The 17,805-nt window shown below is 71.6% G+C and carries 13 protein-coding genes; 10 read left to right on the top strand and 3 right to left on the bottom strand.

Features of this window, described 5'->3' with window-relative positions:
* Nucleotides 1–131 precede the first annotated feature (131 nt).
* Complete coding sequence (locus L3078_RS19155; protein ID WP_239755106.1) at nucleotides 132–791, top strand: RBBP9/YdeN family alpha/beta hydrolase; 660 nt, start codon at nucleotides 132–134, stop codon at nucleotides 789–791.
* 48 nt (nucleotides 792–839) lie between these two features.
* Here L3078_RS19155 and L3078_RS19150 read toward each other — a convergent pair whose 3' ends face one another.
* The 3 genes from L3078_RS19150 to L3078_RS19140 all read right to left on the bottom strand — a co-directional run bounded on the left by L3078_RS19150 (nucleotide 840) and on the right by L3078_RS19140 (nucleotide 6,439).
* Nucleotides 840–2,579 (bottom strand): penicillin-binding transpeptidase domain-containing protein, encoded by a 1,740-nt coding sequence (locus tag L3078_RS19150; protein ID WP_239755104.1) that lies wholly within the window; start codon nucleotides 2,577–2,579, stop codon nucleotides 840–842.
* A 236-nt stretch (nucleotides 2,580–2,815) separates the two neighbouring features.
* Nucleotides 2,816–4,450, bottom strand: a complete 1,635-nt coding sequence (locus L3078_RS19145; RefSeq protein ID WP_239755102.1) for a penicillin-binding transpeptidase domain-containing protein — start codon at nucleotides 4,448–4,450, stop codon at nucleotides 2,816–2,818.
* A gap of 249 nt (nucleotides 4,451–4,699) precedes the next feature.
* Nucleotides 4,700–6,439: a dolichyl-phosphate-mannose--protein mannosyltransferase gene (locus L3078_RS19140; protein WP_239755101.1), complete on the bottom strand. Its 1,740-nt coding sequence runs from the start codon at nucleotides 6,437–6,439 to the stop codon at nucleotides 4,700–4,702.
* 391 nt (nucleotides 6,440–6,830) lie between these two features.
* Between L3078_RS19140 and rsmI the strand changes: the two genes are divergently transcribed.
* From rsmI to L3078_RS19095, 9 genes are all read left to right on the top strand, one after another.
* Entirely contained in the window at nucleotides 6,831–7,676 is an 846-nt protein-coding gene (gene rsmI / locus L3078_RS19135) for a 16S rRNA (cytidine(1402)-2'-O)-methyltransferase (protein ID WP_239755100.1), read from the top strand.
* A gap of 326 nt (nucleotides 7,677–8,002) precedes the next feature.
* Nucleotides 8,003–8,419 carry a hypothetical protein gene (locus tag L3078_RS19130; RefSeq protein ID WP_239755099.1) on the top strand — a complete coding sequence of 139 codons (417 nt, stop codon included), beginning with the start codon at nucleotides 8,003–8,005 and terminating at the stop codon, nucleotides 8,417–8,419.
* Between the two features lie 67 nt (nucleotides 8,420–8,486).
* A complete protein-coding gene (locus L3078_RS19125) occupies nucleotides 8,487–9,362 on the top strand; it encodes a TatD family hydrolase (protein WP_239755098.1) in 876 nt (291 codons plus the stop codon).
* 155 nt (nucleotides 9,363–9,517) lie between these two features.
* On the top strand, nucleotides 9,518–10,834 hold the full coding sequence (locus L3078_RS19120) for a resuscitation-promoting factor (protein WP_239755097.1): 1,317 nt from the start codon (nucleotides 9,518–9,520) through the stop codon (nucleotides 10,832–10,834).
* Nucleotides 10,835–11,089: 255 nt separating this feature from the next.
* Nucleotides 11,090–11,977 carry a 16S rRNA (adenine(1518)-N(6)/adenine(1519)-N(6))-dimethyltransferase RsmA gene (gene rsmA / locus L3078_RS19115; protein WP_239755096.1) on the top strand — a complete coding sequence of 296 codons (888 nt, stop codon included), beginning with the start codon at nucleotides 11,090–11,092 and terminating at the stop codon, nucleotides 11,975–11,977.
* A gap of 52 nt (nucleotides 11,978–12,029) precedes the next feature.
* Nucleotides 12,030–12,944: a 4-(cytidine 5'-diphospho)-2-C-methyl-D-erythritol kinase gene (locus L3078_RS19110; RefSeq protein ID WP_239755095.1), complete on the top strand. Its 915-nt coding sequence runs from the start codon at nucleotides 12,030–12,032 to the stop codon at nucleotides 12,942–12,944.
* 104 nt (nucleotides 12,945–13,048) lie between these two features.
* Nucleotides 13,049–14,455, top strand: a complete 1,407-nt coding sequence (locus tag L3078_RS19105) for an acyltransferase family protein (protein WP_239755093.1) — start codon at nucleotides 13,049–13,051, stop codon at nucleotides 14,453–14,455.
* 230 nt (nucleotides 14,456–14,685) lie between these two features.
* Nucleotides 14,686–15,465, top strand: coding sequence for an MHYT domain-containing protein (locus L3078_RS19100; RefSeq protein ID WP_239755092.1), 780 nt, complete (start codon nucleotides 14,686–14,688; stop codon nucleotides 15,463–15,465).
* A 116-nt stretch (nucleotides 15,466–15,581) separates the two neighbouring features.
* On the top strand, nucleotides 15,582–17,585 hold the full coding sequence (locus L3078_RS19095; protein ID WP_239755091.1) for a sensor histidine kinase: 2,004 nt from the start codon (nucleotides 15,582–15,584) through the stop codon (nucleotides 17,583–17,585).
* Nucleotides 17,586–17,805 lie beyond the last annotated feature (220 nt).

Below are 17,805 nucleotides of genomic sequence, written 5' to 3'. Positions count from 1 at the left end.
GTCGCCCGTCGCCCGTCGCCCGTCGCCCGTCGGACTTCGGTCGGCTGCTTCGTCAGCCGTCTCCCGAACGAACCCATCCAGCCACAGAGACGGCACTGGACCGAGAGATCCGTTTCGCTGACGATCGGGGGATGACAGAAACCCCGGCCGCCGACGACACCCGCGCCTTCCTCATCCTGCACGGCTGGCAGAACCACCGCCCGCCCACCCACTGGCAGCACTGGCTGGCCGACCGCCTCACCGATCTGGGCCACGAGGTCGCCTACCCCCAGCTCCCGGAGGCGGACGACCCGGACCTGGAGCGCTGGCTGGCGGAACTGGACGCGCTGCTCGGCGAGTTGGCGGGGCGGCGGATCACCGTGGTCTGCCACAGCCTGGCCTGTCTGCTGTGGCTGCACGCGGTCGCCCGGGACGGCATCCTGTCCGGGCCGGTCGACCGCGTCCTCCTCGTGGCCCCGCCGTCCCCCGAGTTCGCCCTGAAGCAGCCGGAGATCGCCGAGTTCGCGCCACCGCCGCTGACCCCGGAGCGGCTGGCCGCGTCGGCGACGTACACCCGGGTCGTCGGCAGCGACAACGACCCGTACTGCCTGCCGGGCGCGGCCACCGCCTACGCGCAGCCCCTCGACCTGCCCGCCGACGTGCTGCCGGGCGAGGCCCACCTCAACCCGGACTCGGGCTACGGCCCCTGGCCGTCGATGCTCGACTGGTGTCTGCGCCCGGCGTCCGAGGCGTACGAGGACATGCCGATCCGGGAGCGCTCCGCGCAGCGGACGGACGCGGCGGGCGACTGAACCGCCCGCTACCGGACCCCACCATCGCCCGCCGGCCGTCGGCCAGGGTCAGCCGCCGCTGCCCGCCTTGAGCAGGGCGGCCACGATCGGGCCCGCCGACTCGCTGCCGTGGCCACCCTGTTGGACGACTCCGGCGGACGCCAGGTCGCCCTTCCAGGCGGTGAACCAGCCGTTGGGCTCCTTCTGGCCGTCGACCTCGGCGGAGCCGGTCTTGGCGCCGTAGTCGGGGCCGAGACCCGACATCGCCTCGGCCGCCGTACCGGCCGCGGCGGTGTACTGGAGGAGTTCGCGGAGCTGGGCGCGGACCGTGGCGGACATGGGCCGGGAGGCGGTGGCCAGGGTGCGGTCGTCGACGGACGGCGGGACCAGGTAGGGCTGCTTGAAGACGCCCGTCTTGGCGGTCGAGACCACCGACGCCATGTTCAGCGGGTTCATCCGCACCCCGCCCTGGCCGATCAGCGAGGCCGCCATCGGAGCGTCGCTCTGCACCGGCACCGCGCCGTCGAAGCTGGAGACGCCGATGGCCCAGTTGTTCAGGCCGAGCCCGAAGACCTGCTGGGCCTCCTGGGTCAGGGAGTCGTCGTCCAGCTTCTTCGCCTGGGAGATGAAGGCGGTGTTGCAGGAGCGGGCGAAACTCGCCTTGAACGTCCCGCCCTTGATCTCGAACTTGTCGTCGTTCTGGAACTTCCAGCCGCCGTACGACGAGAACTTGGGGCAGGGGTGGCCCTTGTTCGCCGAGGCCAGGCCCTTGTCGATGAGCAGGGCCGACGACACGATCTTCATGGTGGAGCCGGGGGCGAGCGAGCCCTGGAACGCCACGTTGAAACTGCTGGAGTTGGCCGCCGCGAGGATCTCGCCGGTCGAGGGCCGCATCACGACCACCGACGCCCGCTTCGTGGCCGCCACCTTCTCCTCGGCGGCGGCCTGCAGCGACGGGCTGAGCGTCGTCTTCACCTCACCCGGGGTGCCTTTGCTCAGCTCCAGCAGCGTCTTGTCGGCGGCCTTCTCCTTGGTGGACTTGGTGGAGTTCGCGGAGTCGGTCGCGTTGCCGGACTTCGAGGACTTGGCGGAGTCCTTGGGGTCGGCGCGGACGATCCGCAGTTCGACGCCCGCCTTGCCGCCCGCCTTCTTGCCGTACTTCTCCCGCAGACCGTCCAGCACCGAGCCCAGCGACGGGTACTTCTTCGTCGTCAGCTCGCCGCCGTCCCGGTCGAGGGCCTTCACCGGGGGAGTGCCCGCCTCGCCGGTCACCAGCCGGTCGCCCTCGGCGAGTTCGGGGTGGACGACGGACGGCTGCCAGCCGACGACGGGTTCGCCGTCCTTCTCCGCCCGTACGACGGTCAGGGCGGACTTGTAGGTCAGCGGCTTCTCGGTGCCCTTGAAGGAGACCGTGCCCTTCACCGTGAACGGCACGGTGTCGCCCGAGCGCTTGCCGCGGGTGAGGGTGACGTCCTTGATGTGGGCGTCCTTGGTGAAGCCGGTCAACGCCGTGGTGGCGGCCGCCGAGTCGTTCGTGGCGGCGGCGGCCTTCGCGACCGTGCCCTTCTGCCAGGCGGTGAGGAACGTGGTCGCGGCCGTGCGGACCTCGGCGGCGGACAGGGGGCCGCTCTTGACGGCCTTGGCGTCGGCCGAGCCGTCCTCGGCGGCCGCGCCCGCGCCGAACACCGTGTACACGGCCATCGCGCCGCCGCCGAGGGCCGCGACGGCGACTCCGCCCAGCACGAGGTGCCGCCGTGACCTCCCCGACTTCGCGGCCTTCCGCTCGTCGACACGCCTTCTCTTACCCACGCTCCCGACCTTCCGCTGCCCCCGGCTGCCTCTCGTCGCTCAACGAGAACCACCACACTAGAGTCCCGCGGATCACTCCGTGGGGTTGGGCCGAAGAGGGTGCGTTGTCGGGTGCGGGTGCGTGGGGCTTCTCGCGCAGTTCCCCGCGCCCCTGAAAGACCAGGCCCTGCGGGCCTGGAAGGCGACGGCCCTGCGGGCCTGAAAAGCACGGGGCGCAGCCCCTGCTGGCCCGCCCCTCACCCCCCGGCCTTCAGCACATCCACCACGATCGGCCCGGCCGCCTCACCGCCGCGGCCACCGCCCTCCGACATCGCCGCCGCGGCCACATCGCCCCGGAACCCGGTGAACCAACTGTCCGCCACCGCCTGCCCGTCGATCTCCGCGGACCCGGTCTTCGCCCCGATGTCCCCGCTCAGCCCGGCCATGACGGTCGCGGCGGTCCCCTGCGTCGCGGTCAGTCTCATCATCTGCTTCAACTGCGACGACGTACTGGCCTTCAGCCCCTCCGCAGTCGCCAACTCCCGGTCGTCCAGCTTCGGCGACACCAGATACGGCTGGCGGAACCGCCCCGTGATCGCCGTGGACGTCACCGACGCCATGTTCAGCGGGTTCATCAACACATCGCCCTGCCCGATGGCGTTGGCGGCCCGGTTCGGCCCGCCGGACGGCGGCACCTTGCCGTCCATGGAGGCGATGCCCGTCTTCCAGTCGTCCCGGCCGATCCCGAACCGGTTCTGCGCCTCCTCGGTCAACGAGGCGTCGGTCAGCGGCTTCTCGTCGATCAGCTTGATGAACGCCGTGTTGCAGGACCGCTCGAAGGCGTTGGCGAGCGTGGCGTTCGAGGTCTCGTCGGCCTTCAGACCCGGCAGGTTCTTGAAGGTCTGGCTCTGCCAGGTGGCCGTGTCGGGGCAGGGGGCGGGGCCGTTCATCGAGGTCACGCCGTTGTCGATGAGCATGGCGGCGGTGACGATCTTCATCGTGGAACCGGGCGGCAGTTCGCCCTGGAAGGCCGCGTTGAAGCCGTCCTGGCGGTTGTTGGCGACGGCCAGCACCTCCCCGCTGCTGGGCTGCAGCGCGACCACGGACGACTCGCCGAACTTCTTGACCGCGTTCTCGGCGGCCTCCTGCACGCGCGCGCTGAGCGTCGTCTCCAGCTTGCCGGCCTTGCCCTCGGCGAGGGTCAGCAGCGTGGTGTCGCCCGCGTTCGTGGTGGTGTGGCGGACGCCCAGCTCGATGCCAGGGGTGCCGCCCGCGTCGGCGCCGTAGCGTTCGCGCAGGGTGTCGAGGATCGGTCCCAGGGAGGGGTACTTCTCCTTGGTCAGCACCTTGCCGTCCCGGTCCACGGCCTCGATGGGCGGCGCCGCCGCCTCGCCGACGAACAGGCGGTCGCCGGCCTTGAGCTCGGGGTGCACGACGGTCGGCCGCCAGTCGACCAGGGCGCGACCGGTCGTCTTCCCGCGCACGACGGTCAGCCGGCTCTTGTAGGCGAGCTTCTTGGTCTTGCCGTCGTACGACACCGTGGCGGCGACGGAGTACGGGACGGTCCTGTCCCCGGAGCCGGTGGGCTCGCCCGGCTCGATCTTCACGTCCGCGATCCGGGCGGCGTCGACGAAACTGCCGAACACGGCCTGCGCGTCCGCCGCGTCGTTCGTGTACGAGGAGGCCGTGGCCGCGTCCCCCTTCTCCCAGGCGGCGAAGAACTTCTCCGTGGTCTCCCGCACCTCGTCCGCACTCGGCGGCCCGCTGCGCTTCTCGACGCCCCCGCCGTCCCCGTTGAGCGCGGTCACGAAGTTGTACCCGCCGTACCCGGCGCCCCCCACCATCGCGGCGAACACCCCGCCGACTATGGCGACCTTGACCCCCTTGCGCATGACGCGTTCCCTTCCCCGTTACCCCGTAGTGGCTCATGTGCGACCCCGAACGCCCTTTGAACACGTTCAGAAACCGCTTGCCGAGGCTCACTGTAAACACGAGCCAGTAACGCGTGGGAAAAATGCGCCCTGTGTGTGCCCTGATTGTTAGCCCAGAGCCCCCGCTGGCCCGGATTCAGGCCACCACGACCCCGTATCCGGCCACACGAGGCGCGGCCGCCGACCGCACCTCGCCACGTCCCCGAGTGGCTAGACCCACGTGTCCAGCCACATCCGGGACCGCCAGCTGTCGATCGGGATGGGCTGGCCGGTGTAGAGAGGCCAGAAGTAGATGAAGTTCCAGGTGATGAGGAGGATCAGGACGCCGGCGGCTGCGGCGCCTGCTACTCGGCGGCGTTCCGGGGCGCCCGGGGGGCCGAGGATCGCGCCGATCATCATCGTGACGGCGAGGCAGAGGAAGGGGAGGAACACGACGGCGTAGAAGAAGAAGATCGTGCGTTCCTGGTAGAGGAACCAGGGGAGGTAGCCGGCGGCGATGCCGCAGGCGATCGCGCCGGCGCGCCAGTCGCGGCGGAAGAACCAGCGCCACAGGACGTAGAGGACGGCGAAGGCGGCGGCCCACCACAGCAGGGGCGTGCCGATGGCCAGGACCTCGCGGGCGCACTTGTCGACGGTGTCCGCCGGGCAGCCGTCGTTGCCGGGGGACGGGGACTCGTAGAAGTACGAGACCGGGCGGCCGAGGACGATCCAGCTCCACGGGTTCGACTGGTACGTGTGGGGCGAGGACAGGCCGACGTGGAACTCGTAGACCGCGTGCTCGTAGTGCCACAGGCTGCGCAGCCAGTCCGGCAGCCAGCTGAACCAGCCGCCCCTTCCCTCGGTCGCGGCCCAGTCGCGGTAGTAGCCGCCGCTGCCGTCGTCGGGGGAGAGGATCCAGCCCGTCCAGGAGACCAGATACGTGACGATCATGACCGGGACCGTGGAGAGGAACGCCAGGCCCAGGTCGCGTTGCATCGTCGCGATCAGCGGCTGGCGGGCGCCGGCGACCTTGCGGGCCGCGTAGTCCCAGAGCACCGTCATGATTCCGAAGAACACCATGAAGTACAGGGCGTTCCACTTGGTGCCGAGCGCCAGGCCCAGGCAGAGTCCGGCCAGCCAGCGGTACGGGCGCCAGCCAAGGCGGGTGGTCTCGGCGATGAGGGAGTTGGGGCGTACGACCCCGTCGCCGTCCGGGGGGAGGGCCGCGGCCAGGCGTGCTCGTGCCCTGTCGCGGTCGATCACCAGACAGCCGAACGCCGCCAGGACGAAGAACATCAGCACCTGGTCCAGCAGCGCCGTACGGCTCATCACGAAGTGCAGGCCGTCGACCGCCATCAGGCCGCCCGCGAGGCAGCCGAGGAACGTCGAGCGGAAGATACGGCGGCCGATACGGCACAGCATGAGGACGGAGAGCGTGCCGAGCAGGGCGGTCATGAACCGCCAGCCGAACGGGTCGAAGCCGAACATCAGCTCGCCCAGACCGATCACGTACTTGCCGACGGGTGGGTGCACCACGTACGCCGGGTCCGTCGGGATCGGGACGTTCCCGTTGTTCTGGAGGATCAGCTCGTTGGCGTTCTTGGCCCAGTTGACCTCGTAGCCGCGGTGGACGATCGCCCACGCGTCCTTGGCGTAGTACGTCTCGTCGAATATCACCGCCTTGGGGCTGCCCAGGTTGTAGAACCGCATCAGCCCGGCGACCAGCGTGACCAGCAGGGGGCCGCCCCAGGACGACCAGCGGACGAGGCGGGCCGCGACCTCCTCGCGCAGCCCGAGGACGGCCCAGAAGCGCGGGCTGGGGCGGGTGTACGGGGGCACCAGCCGGCCGCGGACGTCGCCTCTCGGCGGTGCCGTGTAGCCGAAACGGCGCAGGCGGTGCTGCCACGACGGCCGCGGGTCTTCGGTGGCCTGGTCCTGCCGGGTGTCCGTGGAGGACGCGGTACTGGTCACCGCGCCATCGTAGGGAACACGGCTGTGGGAGTCCCGCGGGATGAGGATGTGGCCCGGCCGTCGCCGTGCCCGCGCCCCGGTTTCGTCCAGGCCTTCGCCGTCTCCGGCTTCTCGGTTTCGTCGAGGTCCTCGTCGTCTCCGGCTTCTCGGGTTCGCCCTGGTTCTCGGCGTCTCTGGCGTTCGGCTTCGCCCTGGTTCTCGCCGTGCCCGGCTCTGGGTTTCGTCCCGGTCTTCGGCGTTTCCGGCTTCTCGGGTTCGCCCTGGTTCTCGGCGTCTCGGCGTTCGGGTTCGCCCCGGTCCTCGCCGTGCCCGGCGCTCGGTTTCGTCCCGGTCCTCGTCGTCCCCGCCAGCGGCTGCGCCCCGGTCACGGCGTGGCTGGGAGGATGGGGGTGTGACTGGAATCCTTGTGTTGGCAGGTACTCCCATCGGTGAGATCGCGGACGCGCCGCCCCGGCTCGCCGAGGAGTTGGCCGGGGCGGATGTGATCGCCGCCGAGGACACGCGACGGCTGCGGCGGCTCACCCAGGCGCTGGGGGTGCAGCCGGGCGGGCGCATCGTCTCCTACTTCGAGGGCAACGAGGCCGCGCGTACGCCGGAACTCGTCGAGGCGCTGGTGGGCGGCTCCCGCGTGCTGTTGGTCACGGACGCGGGGATGCCGTCGGTCTCCGACCCCGGGTACCGGCTGGTCGCCGCCGCCGTGGAGAAGGACGTCCGGGTCACCGCCGTACCCGGGCCCTCGGCCGTCCTCACCGCCCTCGCGCTGTCCGGGCTGCCCGTCGACCGGTTCTGCTTCGAGGGGTTCCCGCCGCGCAAGGCCGGCGAACGGCTCGCCCGGCTCCGCGAGGTCGCGGAGGAGCGGCGCACGCTCGTGTACTTCGAGGCGCCCCACCGCCTCGACGCCACGCTCGCGGCGATGGCCGAGGCATTCGGCGCGGGGCGGCGGGCCGCCGTGTGCCGGGAGCTGACCAAGACGTACGAGGAGGTCAAGCGGGGGTCGCTCGGGGAGCTGGCCGAGTGGGCGGCGGACGGTGTGCGTGGGGAGATCACCGTGGTGGTCGAGGGGGCGCCGGAGCGGGGGCCGGAGGAGCTCGACGCGGAGGAGTTGGTGCGGCGGGTCCGCGTGCGCGAGGAGGCGGGGGAGCGGCGCAAGGAGGCGATCGCGGCGGTGGCGGTGGAGGCGGGGGTGCCGAAGAGGTTGGTCTTTGACGCTGTGGTCGCGGCGAAGAGGGCGACGTAGGGGCACCCAGTAGCTCGGGGGTTCGGGTGCGTGGGCGGGTGCGGGTGAGTGGGGGCTTCTCGCGCAGTTCCCCGCGCCCCTGAAAAGCAGGGGCTGCGCCCCGTGCTTTTCAACCCGCGGCCAGCGCATCCGGAACCGCGTGGCCCATGCCCCGGCAAAGCCGAGCAAAGCGCAGGCCTCGTATCGACGGGCTTCCCACAAGGGGAGGCCAAATGCCCTTCAACAGTCGGCAGATGGGGTGCACTCCGGGTCCGCCAGGGCGTCCACTGGGTGGTGAGGACGTACACGTCGCGTCCCCACCGTCCAGCGGACAAGAGGAGCTGGCAATGACCGAGATCGCAGAGCGCGCAGTGCTGCGCGACACCGCCACCGCCGTCGTTCACGAGTCGTACGCCTTCGCCTGCATGAAATGCGGGCACGGCTGGGAGCAGTCGTACGAGATAGAGCACCACAACGACGCCCAGGGGCGCGACTTCGTGATGTACGTGGCCGACGACACGGTCGTGCCGTCCCCGCTGTCCAGGCCCACGTGCCAGAACTGCGACGGTCATGTCGTCCGGATCATGAGGGCGGGCCAGGTGTCGTCGGTGCGGGACGCCGAGCGTCGTCGGCACCTGCCGAAGCCCCGTCCGGTGGCGGACGCCGACACCCCGGAAGCGGCGGAGGGACAGGACCAGCCGCACGACCACCACCACTGGCACCTGTCCGATCTGCTCCACCCGTTCCACCGCAAGGCGAGCTGACCTCCCCCCAGCGAGCCTGTGGGGCATGCCCCGATCGTGCGACACGTGCGATTCGTAGGATCGGGGCATGCCCTCGAACGACAAGAACGCCGCGCCCCCGCTCCCCGAACCCCTCCGGGTGGCGGTCGCCGACTCGCACACCCATCTGGACATGCAGTCCGGCACCGTCGAGGAGGGCCTCGCGAAGGCCGCGTCCGTGGGGGTGACGACGGTCGTCCAGGTCGGCTGTGACATCAAGGGCTCCCGCTGGGCCGCCGAGACGGCCGAGCGGTACGAGGCCGTGCACGCGACCGTCGCGCTGCATCCCAACGAGGCGCCGCGCATCGTCCACGGCGACCCGGACGGCTGGTCCCGGCAGGGCGCGCGGACGCCCGGCGGTGACGCGGCGCTCGACGACGCCCTCGCCGAGATCGACAGGCTGGCCGCGTTGCCGCAGGTCAAGGGCGTCGGGGAGACCGGGCTCGACTACTTCAGGACCGGGCCGGAGGGCAAGGCCGCCCAGGAGCGGTCCTTCCGCGCGCACATCGAGATCGCCAAACGGCACGGCAAGGCGCTGGTCATCCACGACCGCGACGCCCACGACGACGTGTTGCGGATCCTGAAGGAGGAGGGCGCGCCCGAGCGGACCGTCTTCCACTGCTACTCCGGCGACGCCGAGATGGCCGCGGTCTGCGCCGCGCACGGCTACTTCATGTCCTTCGCCGGGAACATGACGTTCAAGAACGCCCAGCCGCTGCGCGACGCCCTCGCCGTCGCGCCCCTCGAACTCGTCCTCGTGGAGACCGACGCGCCCTTCCTGACGCCCGCGCCGTACCGCGGACGGCCCAACGCGCCGTATCTCATTCCGATCACGGTTCGGGCGATGGCCGAGGTGCGGGGCATCGACGAGGACGCCCTGGCGACGGCGATCGCGACGAACACGGCGAGGGCGTTCGATTACTGACGGGTCACGTTCCGTCAGCCGTCCGGGGGACCCAAAAAGATGATCAGCGGCCCGTGTCGCGACACTGAGTGACCGCGTTGCTTTGGAGGGTGACCGAAGTCCGCTAGGTTCACGTCGCCCGACCCGGACCCGGATCCCCTCTGGAGCGTGTCGTCGTGAGCAATGCGCAGTCGCCGTACGAGGCCGAGACGCTGCCCTACGGGGTGTACGCGGACACCTACCGGCCCGCCTACGAGGATCGGCTCGGCCGGGAAGCCCCGGACGAGGGTGAGGATCCGCAAGGGGGCCACGATCCGGAAGGTGGCGACGAGCCGGCCCGTGAGGGTGGTCGGAGCGCGTCCCGGCGGGCCCTGCGGCGCAGGCGGGCCGCCGCCGACCGGCCCGGCTCGCTGCGGCGGCTGGTGCCGCAGGCCCTGGTGGTGGCCTTCCTCGCGGGCGGCACCTCCGCGTTCGTGGCGAAGGACAAGGCGATCGAGCTGACCGTCGACGGGCGGCCCCGCACGCTGCACACCTTCGCCGACGACGTCACCGAACTGCTCGCCGACGAAGGGGTCGCCTTCGGCGCGCACGATGTCGTCGCGCCCGCCCCCGGTACGGCGCTGAGCAGCGGGGACGAGGTCACCGTGCACTACGGGCGGCCCGTGGCCCTCACCCTCGACGGGCAGCGCCGCAAGGTGTGGACGACCGCCCGCACGGTGGACGGGGCGCTTCAGCAGCTCGGGGTGCGTGCGGAGGGCGCGTACGTGTCGACCTCGCGCTCCCAGCGGATCGGGCGTGCGGGGCTGGAGCTGGACGTCCGCACCGAGCGCACGGTCACGATCATGGCGGACGGGCGGACGCGGACGATCCGTACGAACGCGGCGACCGTGGGGGAGGCCGTGGAGCAGGCCGGGGTCACCCTGCGCGGGGAGGACACCACGTCGGTCGCGTGGTCGAGCTTCCCCCGGGACGGGCAGACGGTGACGGTGTTGCGGGTCACCGGGTCCGAGGAGGTCCGGGAGACGCCGATCCCGTTCCGGGTGCGCCGGACCGAGGATCCCTCGCTCTTCCGGGGCACGGAGGTCGTGGAGCGGGCCGGTCGGCCGGGGGTGCGGCGGGTCACGTACGCGATCCGGACGGTCAACGGGGTGCGGCAGCGGCCGCGGCTGGTGCGGAGCGAGGTCGTTCGTGAGCCGCAGGAGCAGGTGGTGAAGGTGGGCACGAAGGCGATGCCGACGTCCGTGGCGGGGGCGGAGGGGTTGAACTGGGGTGGTCTCGCCGCGTGCGAGTCGGGAGGACGGCCGAACGCGGTGGATCCCTCCGGGACGTACGGCGGGCTGTATCAGTTCGACACGGGGACCTGGCGGAGCCTTGGGGGGAGTGGGCGGCCTCAGGACGCGCCGGCGGCGGAGCAGACGATGCGGGCGAAGAAGCTGTATGTGCAGCGGGGGGCCAGTCCTTGGCCGCATTGCGGGGCTCGGTTGCGGGGTTAGGGCGCGTTCTGGGGTGGGGGGTGCCGGGTTCGTCGGCGGGTGCGGCCCGGTGGGGCTTCCCGCGCAGTTCCCCGCGCCCCTGAAAAGCAGGGGCTGCGCCCCGTGCTTTTCAGGCCCGCAGGGGCCTGGGCTTTCAGGGGCGCGGGGAACTGCGCGAGACGCCCCACCGGAGCCGCAGTCGCCAACGAACCCGCACCCCCGAGCGACCAGGCGCCCAAGAACCGGGCGAAGCCCCCCGCCCCGTACCCTGGTGCCGTGAGCAGCCCCTCCCCCGACGCCCTCCTCGGCCCCGCCGACGTCCGCGAACTCGCCGCCGCGCTCGGCGTGCGTCCGACCAAGCAGCGCGGCCAGAACTTCGTGATCGACGCGAACACGGTCCGCCGCATCGTGCGGACCGCAGGCGTTCGCCCCGAGGACACCGTCGTCGAGGTCGGCCCGGGCCTCGGCTCGCTCACCCTCGCCCTCCTAGAGGCGGCGGACCGGGTCACGGCCGTCGAGATCGACGACGTACTCGCCGCCGCCCTGCCCGCCACGATCGCCGCCCGCATGCCCACCCGCGCCGGGCGCTTCGCCCTCGTCCACTCGGACGCGATGGACGTGACGGAACTCCCCGGCCCGGCCCCCACCGCCCTCGTCGCGAACCTCCCCTACAACGTCGCCGTCCCCGTGCTCCTGCACATGCTCGAGACCTTTCCCACCATCGAGCGCACCCTCGTGATGGTCCAGGCCGAGGTCGCCGACCGGCTCGCCGCCGGCCCGGGCTCGAAGGTGTACGGCGTGCCGTCGGTGAAGGCCAACTGGTACGCGGAGGTCAAGCGCGCCGGCGCGATCGGGCGGAACGTATTCTGGCCCGCGCCGAACGTGGACAGCGGGCTCGTCTCCCTGGTCCGCCGTACGGAGCCGATCAAGACCACCGCCGCCAGGCGGGACGTGTTCGCGGTCGTCGACGCGGCCTTCGCCCAGCGGCGCAAGACCCTGCGGGCCGCCCTCGCCGGATGGGCCGGTTCCGCGGCCGCCGCCGAGGCCGCCCTCGTCGCCGCCGGGGTCTCCCCGCAGGCCCGCGGCGAGTCCCTGACGGTCGAGGAGTTCGCCGCCATCGCCGAGAACCGCGTCACCGAGGACGCCGGCGCGACCGGCCGATGAGCCGCCACAAGCCCCGCCACCCCCAGCCCCAGCACGAGGAGTCCCGTCAGTCGTGAGCGTCACCGTTCGCGTTCCCGCCAAGGTCAATGTGCAGCTCGCGGTCGGCGGTGCCCGGCCCGACGGGTTCCACGACCTGGCCAACGTCTTCCTCGCCGTCGGGCTGTACGACGAGGTCACCGCCACCCCCGCCGACGAACTGACCGTCACCTGCGAGGGCCCCGGCGCCGACCAGGTCCCCCTGGACCGGACCAACCTCGCCGCCCGCGCCGCGCTCGCGCTCGCGCGGCGGCACGGGATCGAGCCCGCCGTCCGACTGCACATCGTCAAGGACATCCCCGTCGCCGGCGGCATGGCCGGCGGCAGCGCGGACGCGGCCGGCGCGCTGCTGGCCTGCGACACGCTCTGGGGCACGAACACCCCGCGCAGCGAACTTCTCGACATCTGCGCCGAGTTGGGCAGCGACGTGCCGTTCAGTCTGGTGGGCGGGGCCGCCCTCGGGACGGGCCGGGGGGAACGGCTGCGGCCCCTCGACGTGGGCGGGACCTTCCACTGGGTGTTCGCCGTCGCCGACGGCGGCCTCTCCACGCCCGCCGTCTACCGGGAGTTCGACCGGCTCCACGAGCACGACGTCGTCCCCGAGCCCGTCGCCTCCGAGGTGCTGCTCGACGCGCTCGCCAAGGGCGACGTGGACGCGCTCGCCGCGTTCCTGCCGGGCTCCAACGGCCTCCAGCCCGCCGCCCTCTCCCTCTTCCCGGAACTGGCCGACACCCTCGCCGCAGGCCACGCGGCGGGCGCTCTCGCCGCGCTCGTCTCCGGCTCGGGCCCGACCACGGCCTTCCTCGCCCGGGACGCGGAGTCGGCCCGTGCCGTCGCCGACGGTCTCCTGGCGTCCGGTACGTGCAAGTCCGCCCGCGTGGCCGACTCGCCCGCGCCCGGGGCGACCGTGGTCCAGGGGCTACAGCCGTAGGCGCGGCGATCACCAAAAGCACGGGCAACCACCGTAGGTACTCAGACTCGACGTGAGTACGGAAGCGCTGCCGCCCACCCCGGCGCCCGCGCGACCGTACTCCCATGACCGCAACAGCCAGCGCCACAGCCGGCGCACGGGCCGGCGCGAGCGAACTCGCCGCCGCCACCCCGGCCTCCCGCGACCGGTACGTCGACCTCCTCCGCGTCGCCTCCCTCGGCACGGTCGTCCTCGGCCACTGGCTGATGGCGGCCGTGACCACCGGAAACGGCGGCGGTGTCGAGGTGGGCAACCTGCTCGCCGTCGAGCCGGGGCTCCAGATCCTCACCTGGGCCCTGCAGATCATGCCGGTGTTCTTCTTCGTCGGCGGCTTCTCGCACGCCCTCTCCTACCGCTCGCTCAGCCGGAAGGCACCGGACGGCGCCTCCGTCTACCCCGCGTTCCTCCGGGCCCGTCTGCAGCGGCTGTTGCGGCCGACCATGGTCTTCATAGGGGTGTGGGGCGCCGCCGCCGTGGTCCTCCATCTCGCGGGACAGGGCGGCGGGTTGCTCGACGTGGCGCTGCGACTGGTCGCGCAGCCGCTGTGGTTCATCGGGATCTATCTGGCGATGGTCGCCTTCACACCACCGCTGTTGAGGTTGCACGAGAGGTACGGATGGGGCGCGTTCGGCGGGCTGGTCGCGGCCGCCGCGCTCGTGGACGTCCTGCGCTTCGCGCTCGACGTGCCCTTCGTCGAGTTCCTCAACTTCGCCTTCGTGTGGCTGGCGATCCACCAACTCGGGTTCCTGCGTGCCGACGGACGGCTGACGCGGCCGTATCTGCTCGCCGGTGCCGGGCTCGCGGGGGCCGCGCTGCTGGTGGCGTACGGGCCGTATCCGCTGTCGATGGTCGGGATGCCGGGCGAGAAGGTGTCGAACATGGCGCCGCCGACCTTCGCGCTGCTGTGCCACGGGCTGTGGCTCATCGGCGCGGTGGAGTGGGTGCGCGGGCCGGTCGCGCGGTGGCTGGAGCGGCCGAAGGTGTGGCGGACGGTCGTGGCGGCCAACGGCATCTCGATGACCGCGTTCCTGTGGCATCTTTCGGCCATGCTAGGGGTGTACGGCGTACTGCTCGCCCTGGACGTCGACCTGCCGACGCCCGCGACGGGCACCTGGTGGGCCCAACTGCCCCTGCGGATCGTGGCCGCGGCCGTCCTCACGGCGGTTCTCGTCGCCGCCTTCCGGAGCTTCGAACGGCCTGCGGCCCGCCCCTCCCGACCGTCGTCTCAGCCCTCTCTGCCGAGCCGTTCCAGCAGGTCGGGCGCGTATTCCGGGCCTGCCGCGGCTCTCGGGGTGACGCTGTGTCTGTTCGGGGTGCTGGGGCTCTCCATGGTCGGATTCGGTGGGCTGTTCGAGGGGCGTACGGCCCTGTTGATCGCCGTTCAGGTCAGCGCGCCGGTGGCCGTGGCCATGACGCTCGCCGGGTGGGCGCTGGTGGAACTCATTGGTCGTGGCACACGGTCAAGTGCCTGACCGGAGCGGTCCGGTGGAGGAAATGTGCAGGTCACGCAATGGTCTGCCAAACCCCTCAGTTTGTAACCCACGCCACAGTACTTTAATGTTCACGGAAGTCCCTTCTGGTCCCCTTCGGGCGATTCGCCGCTCATTTTCGGGTGGCATGATCTCGATCCCCGGTGCCTCGTTACCGGCGGTACTTCCCGTGTGCGTGGTGTCGTCCCCGCGGCGGGCGAGAGGGGTTCCTCATGGAACACATCAACCACTTCAGCGCCGGATGGGTCACCCCCGTCCTCTCCTACGTCATGGCCTGCGTCGGCTCCGCGCTCGGACTGCGCTGCACCGTCAGGGCACTTGAGGCCGAGGGCGCCTCCAAGCGGAACTGGCTCACGCTGGCGTCGTTCGCGATCGGCTCCGGCATCTGGACCATGCACTTCGTCGCGATGATGGGCTTCGGCGTGCAGGGCACCCCGATCCGTTACGACGTCCCCATGACCGTGCTCAGCCTGGTCATGGCGATCGCCGTGGTCAGCGCCGGTGTCTTCACCGCCGGCTACGGCCGCTCCCGGATCCGCGCGGTGGCCTTCGGCGGCCTCGGCACCGGCCTCGGCGTGGCCGCGATGCACTACACCGGCATGGCCGCGCTCGACCTGCACGGCGAGATCAGCTACGACCCTTCCCTGGTCATCGCCTCCGTGGCGATCGCCGTCGTCGCGGCGACCGCCGCGCTCACGCTCACGCTGATCGTGCGGGGCGGGGTGCTCGCCGCGATCGCCGCGCTGGTCATGGGGCTCGCGGTGAGCAGCATGCACTACACCGCGATGTACGCCGTGAGCATCGATCTCGCGCCCAGTACGGCTCAGTTGGCGGGGGCGACCGCCACGGAGTTCCTGTTCCCCCTGGCCGTGCTGCTGGGGTCGTTCCTCTTCCTGACCTCGGCGTACGTGGCGCTTTCGCCGACGGGCAAGCGGGCGGAGTCCTCCTTCGCCGACGAGTTGCTGCGTGAGGTCGAACTGTCGACGGCGTGAACGTCGGCGCTCCGCTGTGAGCGCCGTCTTTTGCTGCGGGCCCGTGGGGGCTGGTCGCGCAGTTCCCCGCGCCCCTTCGGGGCGCTCGATCCTCTCTCTCCCGATGAGGTCCCCGAATGAAAATCTTCCGTGCGACCACCCGGCTGCTGCGCCCCAGATCCGTACGGGCGAAGATCGTCGCCCTGTTGATGCTGCCGATCGTGTCGTTGATGGCGTTGTGGAGCTATGCCGCCGTGACGACCGTGGCCGCCATCGGTGACACCGAGCGGGCCAAGGACGTCAACAGCGAACTGCTCGAGCCGGTCGCCGAGTTCGTGACCGCGCTGCAGGCCGAGCGGACGGCCGCGATGCGGTACTCCGCCAAGCGCACCGAGCCAGGTCTCGACGAGCTGAGGGCCGATCAGCAGACCACCGACAAGGCCGTGACGGCGCTCCGCGCGGGCCTCAGCTCCTCCAGTTCGGACGCCGCCCTCATCGATCCGGGGCTGCCCGACCGCCTGGACACCCTCGAAGCCGACTTCAGCGACCTCGCCACCCTGCGCGCGGACACCGGGTCGGGCGCGAAGGATGCCGTGGCGTCGGCGTACACCAGGTACTCCACCGTCATCGACCACGCCTTCGCCGTGACCGGCGCGCTCACCAGCGAGAAGGGCACCGACGCGACCTCCGAGGCGCGGGTCGTCCTCGAACTCTCCCGGGCCCGCGACGCCGTCGCCCGCGAGCAGGCGCTGCTGGCCGCCGCCACCGCCTCCGGGACGCTGGGCAAGGAGCAGTACGCGCTGTTCGTCGGCGCCGTCGCCACCCAGCGCGAACTGCTGAAGCCGGCCGTCGCCGACCTCAAGGCCGAGCACCGGCCCGCGTACGACGAGCTGCTGGACAGCGACAGCTACGCCGCCCTCGCCAAGGTCGAGGACGGGGTGACCGACGTCGGCGCGGGACCGGTGTCGACGGCCGTGCTGAAGGACTGGGACGCCTCCTCGAAGGCCGTGCTGGAGGGCCTGGCCGCAGCCGAGGAGAACGCGGGAACGGGCGCGGCGGCCAAGGCGGACGTCTTCGGCTGGGACACGCTCGGCGCGTCCGGCGTCGCCGTCGTCCTCGGCCTCGCCGGTGTGCTCCTGTCGCTGCTGGTCTCCGTGGGCGTCGGGCGCGGCCTCATCGTCGAACTCCTCGACCTGCGCAACTCCGCCCTGGAGGTCGCCGGGCGCCGGCTGCCGCAGGCCATGCGCAAGCTGCACGCCGGGCAGGGCGTCGACATCGACGCCGAGGCCCCGATGCGGCGCCTCGCCGGTGACGAACTCGCCCAGGTGGGCACCGCGCTCACGGCCGTGCAGCGGGCCGCGCTCAAGGCGGCCTCCGAGCGCGCCGAACTCCTCAGCGGCATCTCCGGGGTGTACGTCAGCCTCGCCCGCCGCAGCCAGGTGCTGCTGCACCGGCAGCTCGACCTGCTCAGCGTGATGGAGCAGCGCCAGCAGGAACAGCAGAACCACGCCGAGCTGTACGACCTCTACCGGATCGACTACCTCGCCACGCGGATGCGGCGCCACTCCGAGTCGCTGCTCATCCTGTCGGGCATCGCACCTGGCCGGGGCTGGCGCGACCCGATCGCGCTGACGGACGTCCTACGGGCCGCGGTCGCCGAGATCGAGGACGCGACCCGGGTCCAGGTGTGGGCCGTACCGAAGGTGTCGCTGAACGGCGGTTCCGTCGCCGACGTCATCCATCTGCTCGCCGAACTCGTCGAGAACGCCGCCGCGTTCTCCCCGCCCTCCACCAAGGTGCAGCTGCGCGCGGCCCGGCTGCGGGACGGCATCCTCATCGAGGTCGAGGACAGCGGCTTCGGCATGAACGAGGAGGCGATGGCCGAGGCCAACGCCAAGCTCCGGTCCGAGAAGGTGGACCTCCTCGACGCCAAGCAGATCGGCCTGTTCGTGGTGAACCGGCTCGCCGACCGCCAGGGTCTGCGCGTCGAATTGCGGCAGTCGACCAACGGAGGCGTCGCCGCGGCCGTCTTCATCCCCGAGAACCTGATCCGCGACGACATGCCCGTCCACCGCGAGTCAGCCGACGACGGCCGCTCCCTGGCCCCGGCGGCGGCGCTGATCCAGCAGCGACGCCGATAGGGCCTCACGAGACCGCCGTGCGCCCCGGGTGCCGATACCCCGGGGCGCACGGCCTTCGTGCGCGATCTCGCCGTGGGCGACTGCGGCTCCGGCGCGACTTCTCGCGCAGTTCCCCGCGCCCCTGAAAAGCCGGGGCTGCGCCCCGCGCTTTTCATGCCGCAGCCCCGCCGCTTTCCAGGCCGCTGGGCCGTGGTCTTCCAGGCCCGCAGGGCCCTGGTCT

Source organism: Streptomyces deccanensis (assembly GCF_022385335.1).
Taxonomy (GTDB): domain Bacteria; phylum Actinomycetota; class Actinomycetes; order Streptomycetales; family Streptomycetaceae; genus Streptomyces; species Streptomyces deccanensis.
This window is presented reverse-complemented; position numbering and strand designations above follow the sequence as displayed.

Bases quoted from the DNA above. Each gene is read 5' to 3' on its own strand.
- L3078_RS19155 (WP_239755106.1), top strand. From the start codon at position 132: ATGACAGAAACCCCGGCCGCCGACGACACCCGCGCCTTCCTCATCCTG.
- L3078_RS19145 (WP_239755102.1), bottom strand. From the start codon at position 4,450: ATGCGCAAGGGGGTCAAGGTCGCCATAGTCGGCGGGGTGTTCGCCGCG.
- L3078_RS19130 (WP_239755099.1), top strand. From the start codon at position 8,003: ATGACCGAGATCGCAGAGCGCGCAGTGCTGCGCGACACCGCCACCGCC.
- L3078_RS19125 (WP_239755098.1), top strand. From the start codon at position 8,487: ATGCCCTCGAACGACAAGAACGCCGCGCCCCCGCTCCCCGAACCCCTC.
- L3078_RS19105 (WP_239755093.1), top strand. From the start codon at position 13,049: ATGACCGCAACAGCCAGCGCCACAGCCGGCGCACGGGCCGGCGCGAGC.
- L3078_RS19100 (WP_239755092.1), top strand. From the start codon at position 14,686: ATGGAACACATCAACCACTTCAGCGCCGGATGGGTCACCCCCGTCCTC.
- L3078_RS19095 (WP_239755091.1), top strand. From the start codon at position 15,582: ATGAAAATCTTCCGTGCGACCACCCGGCTGCTGCGCCCCAGATCCGTA.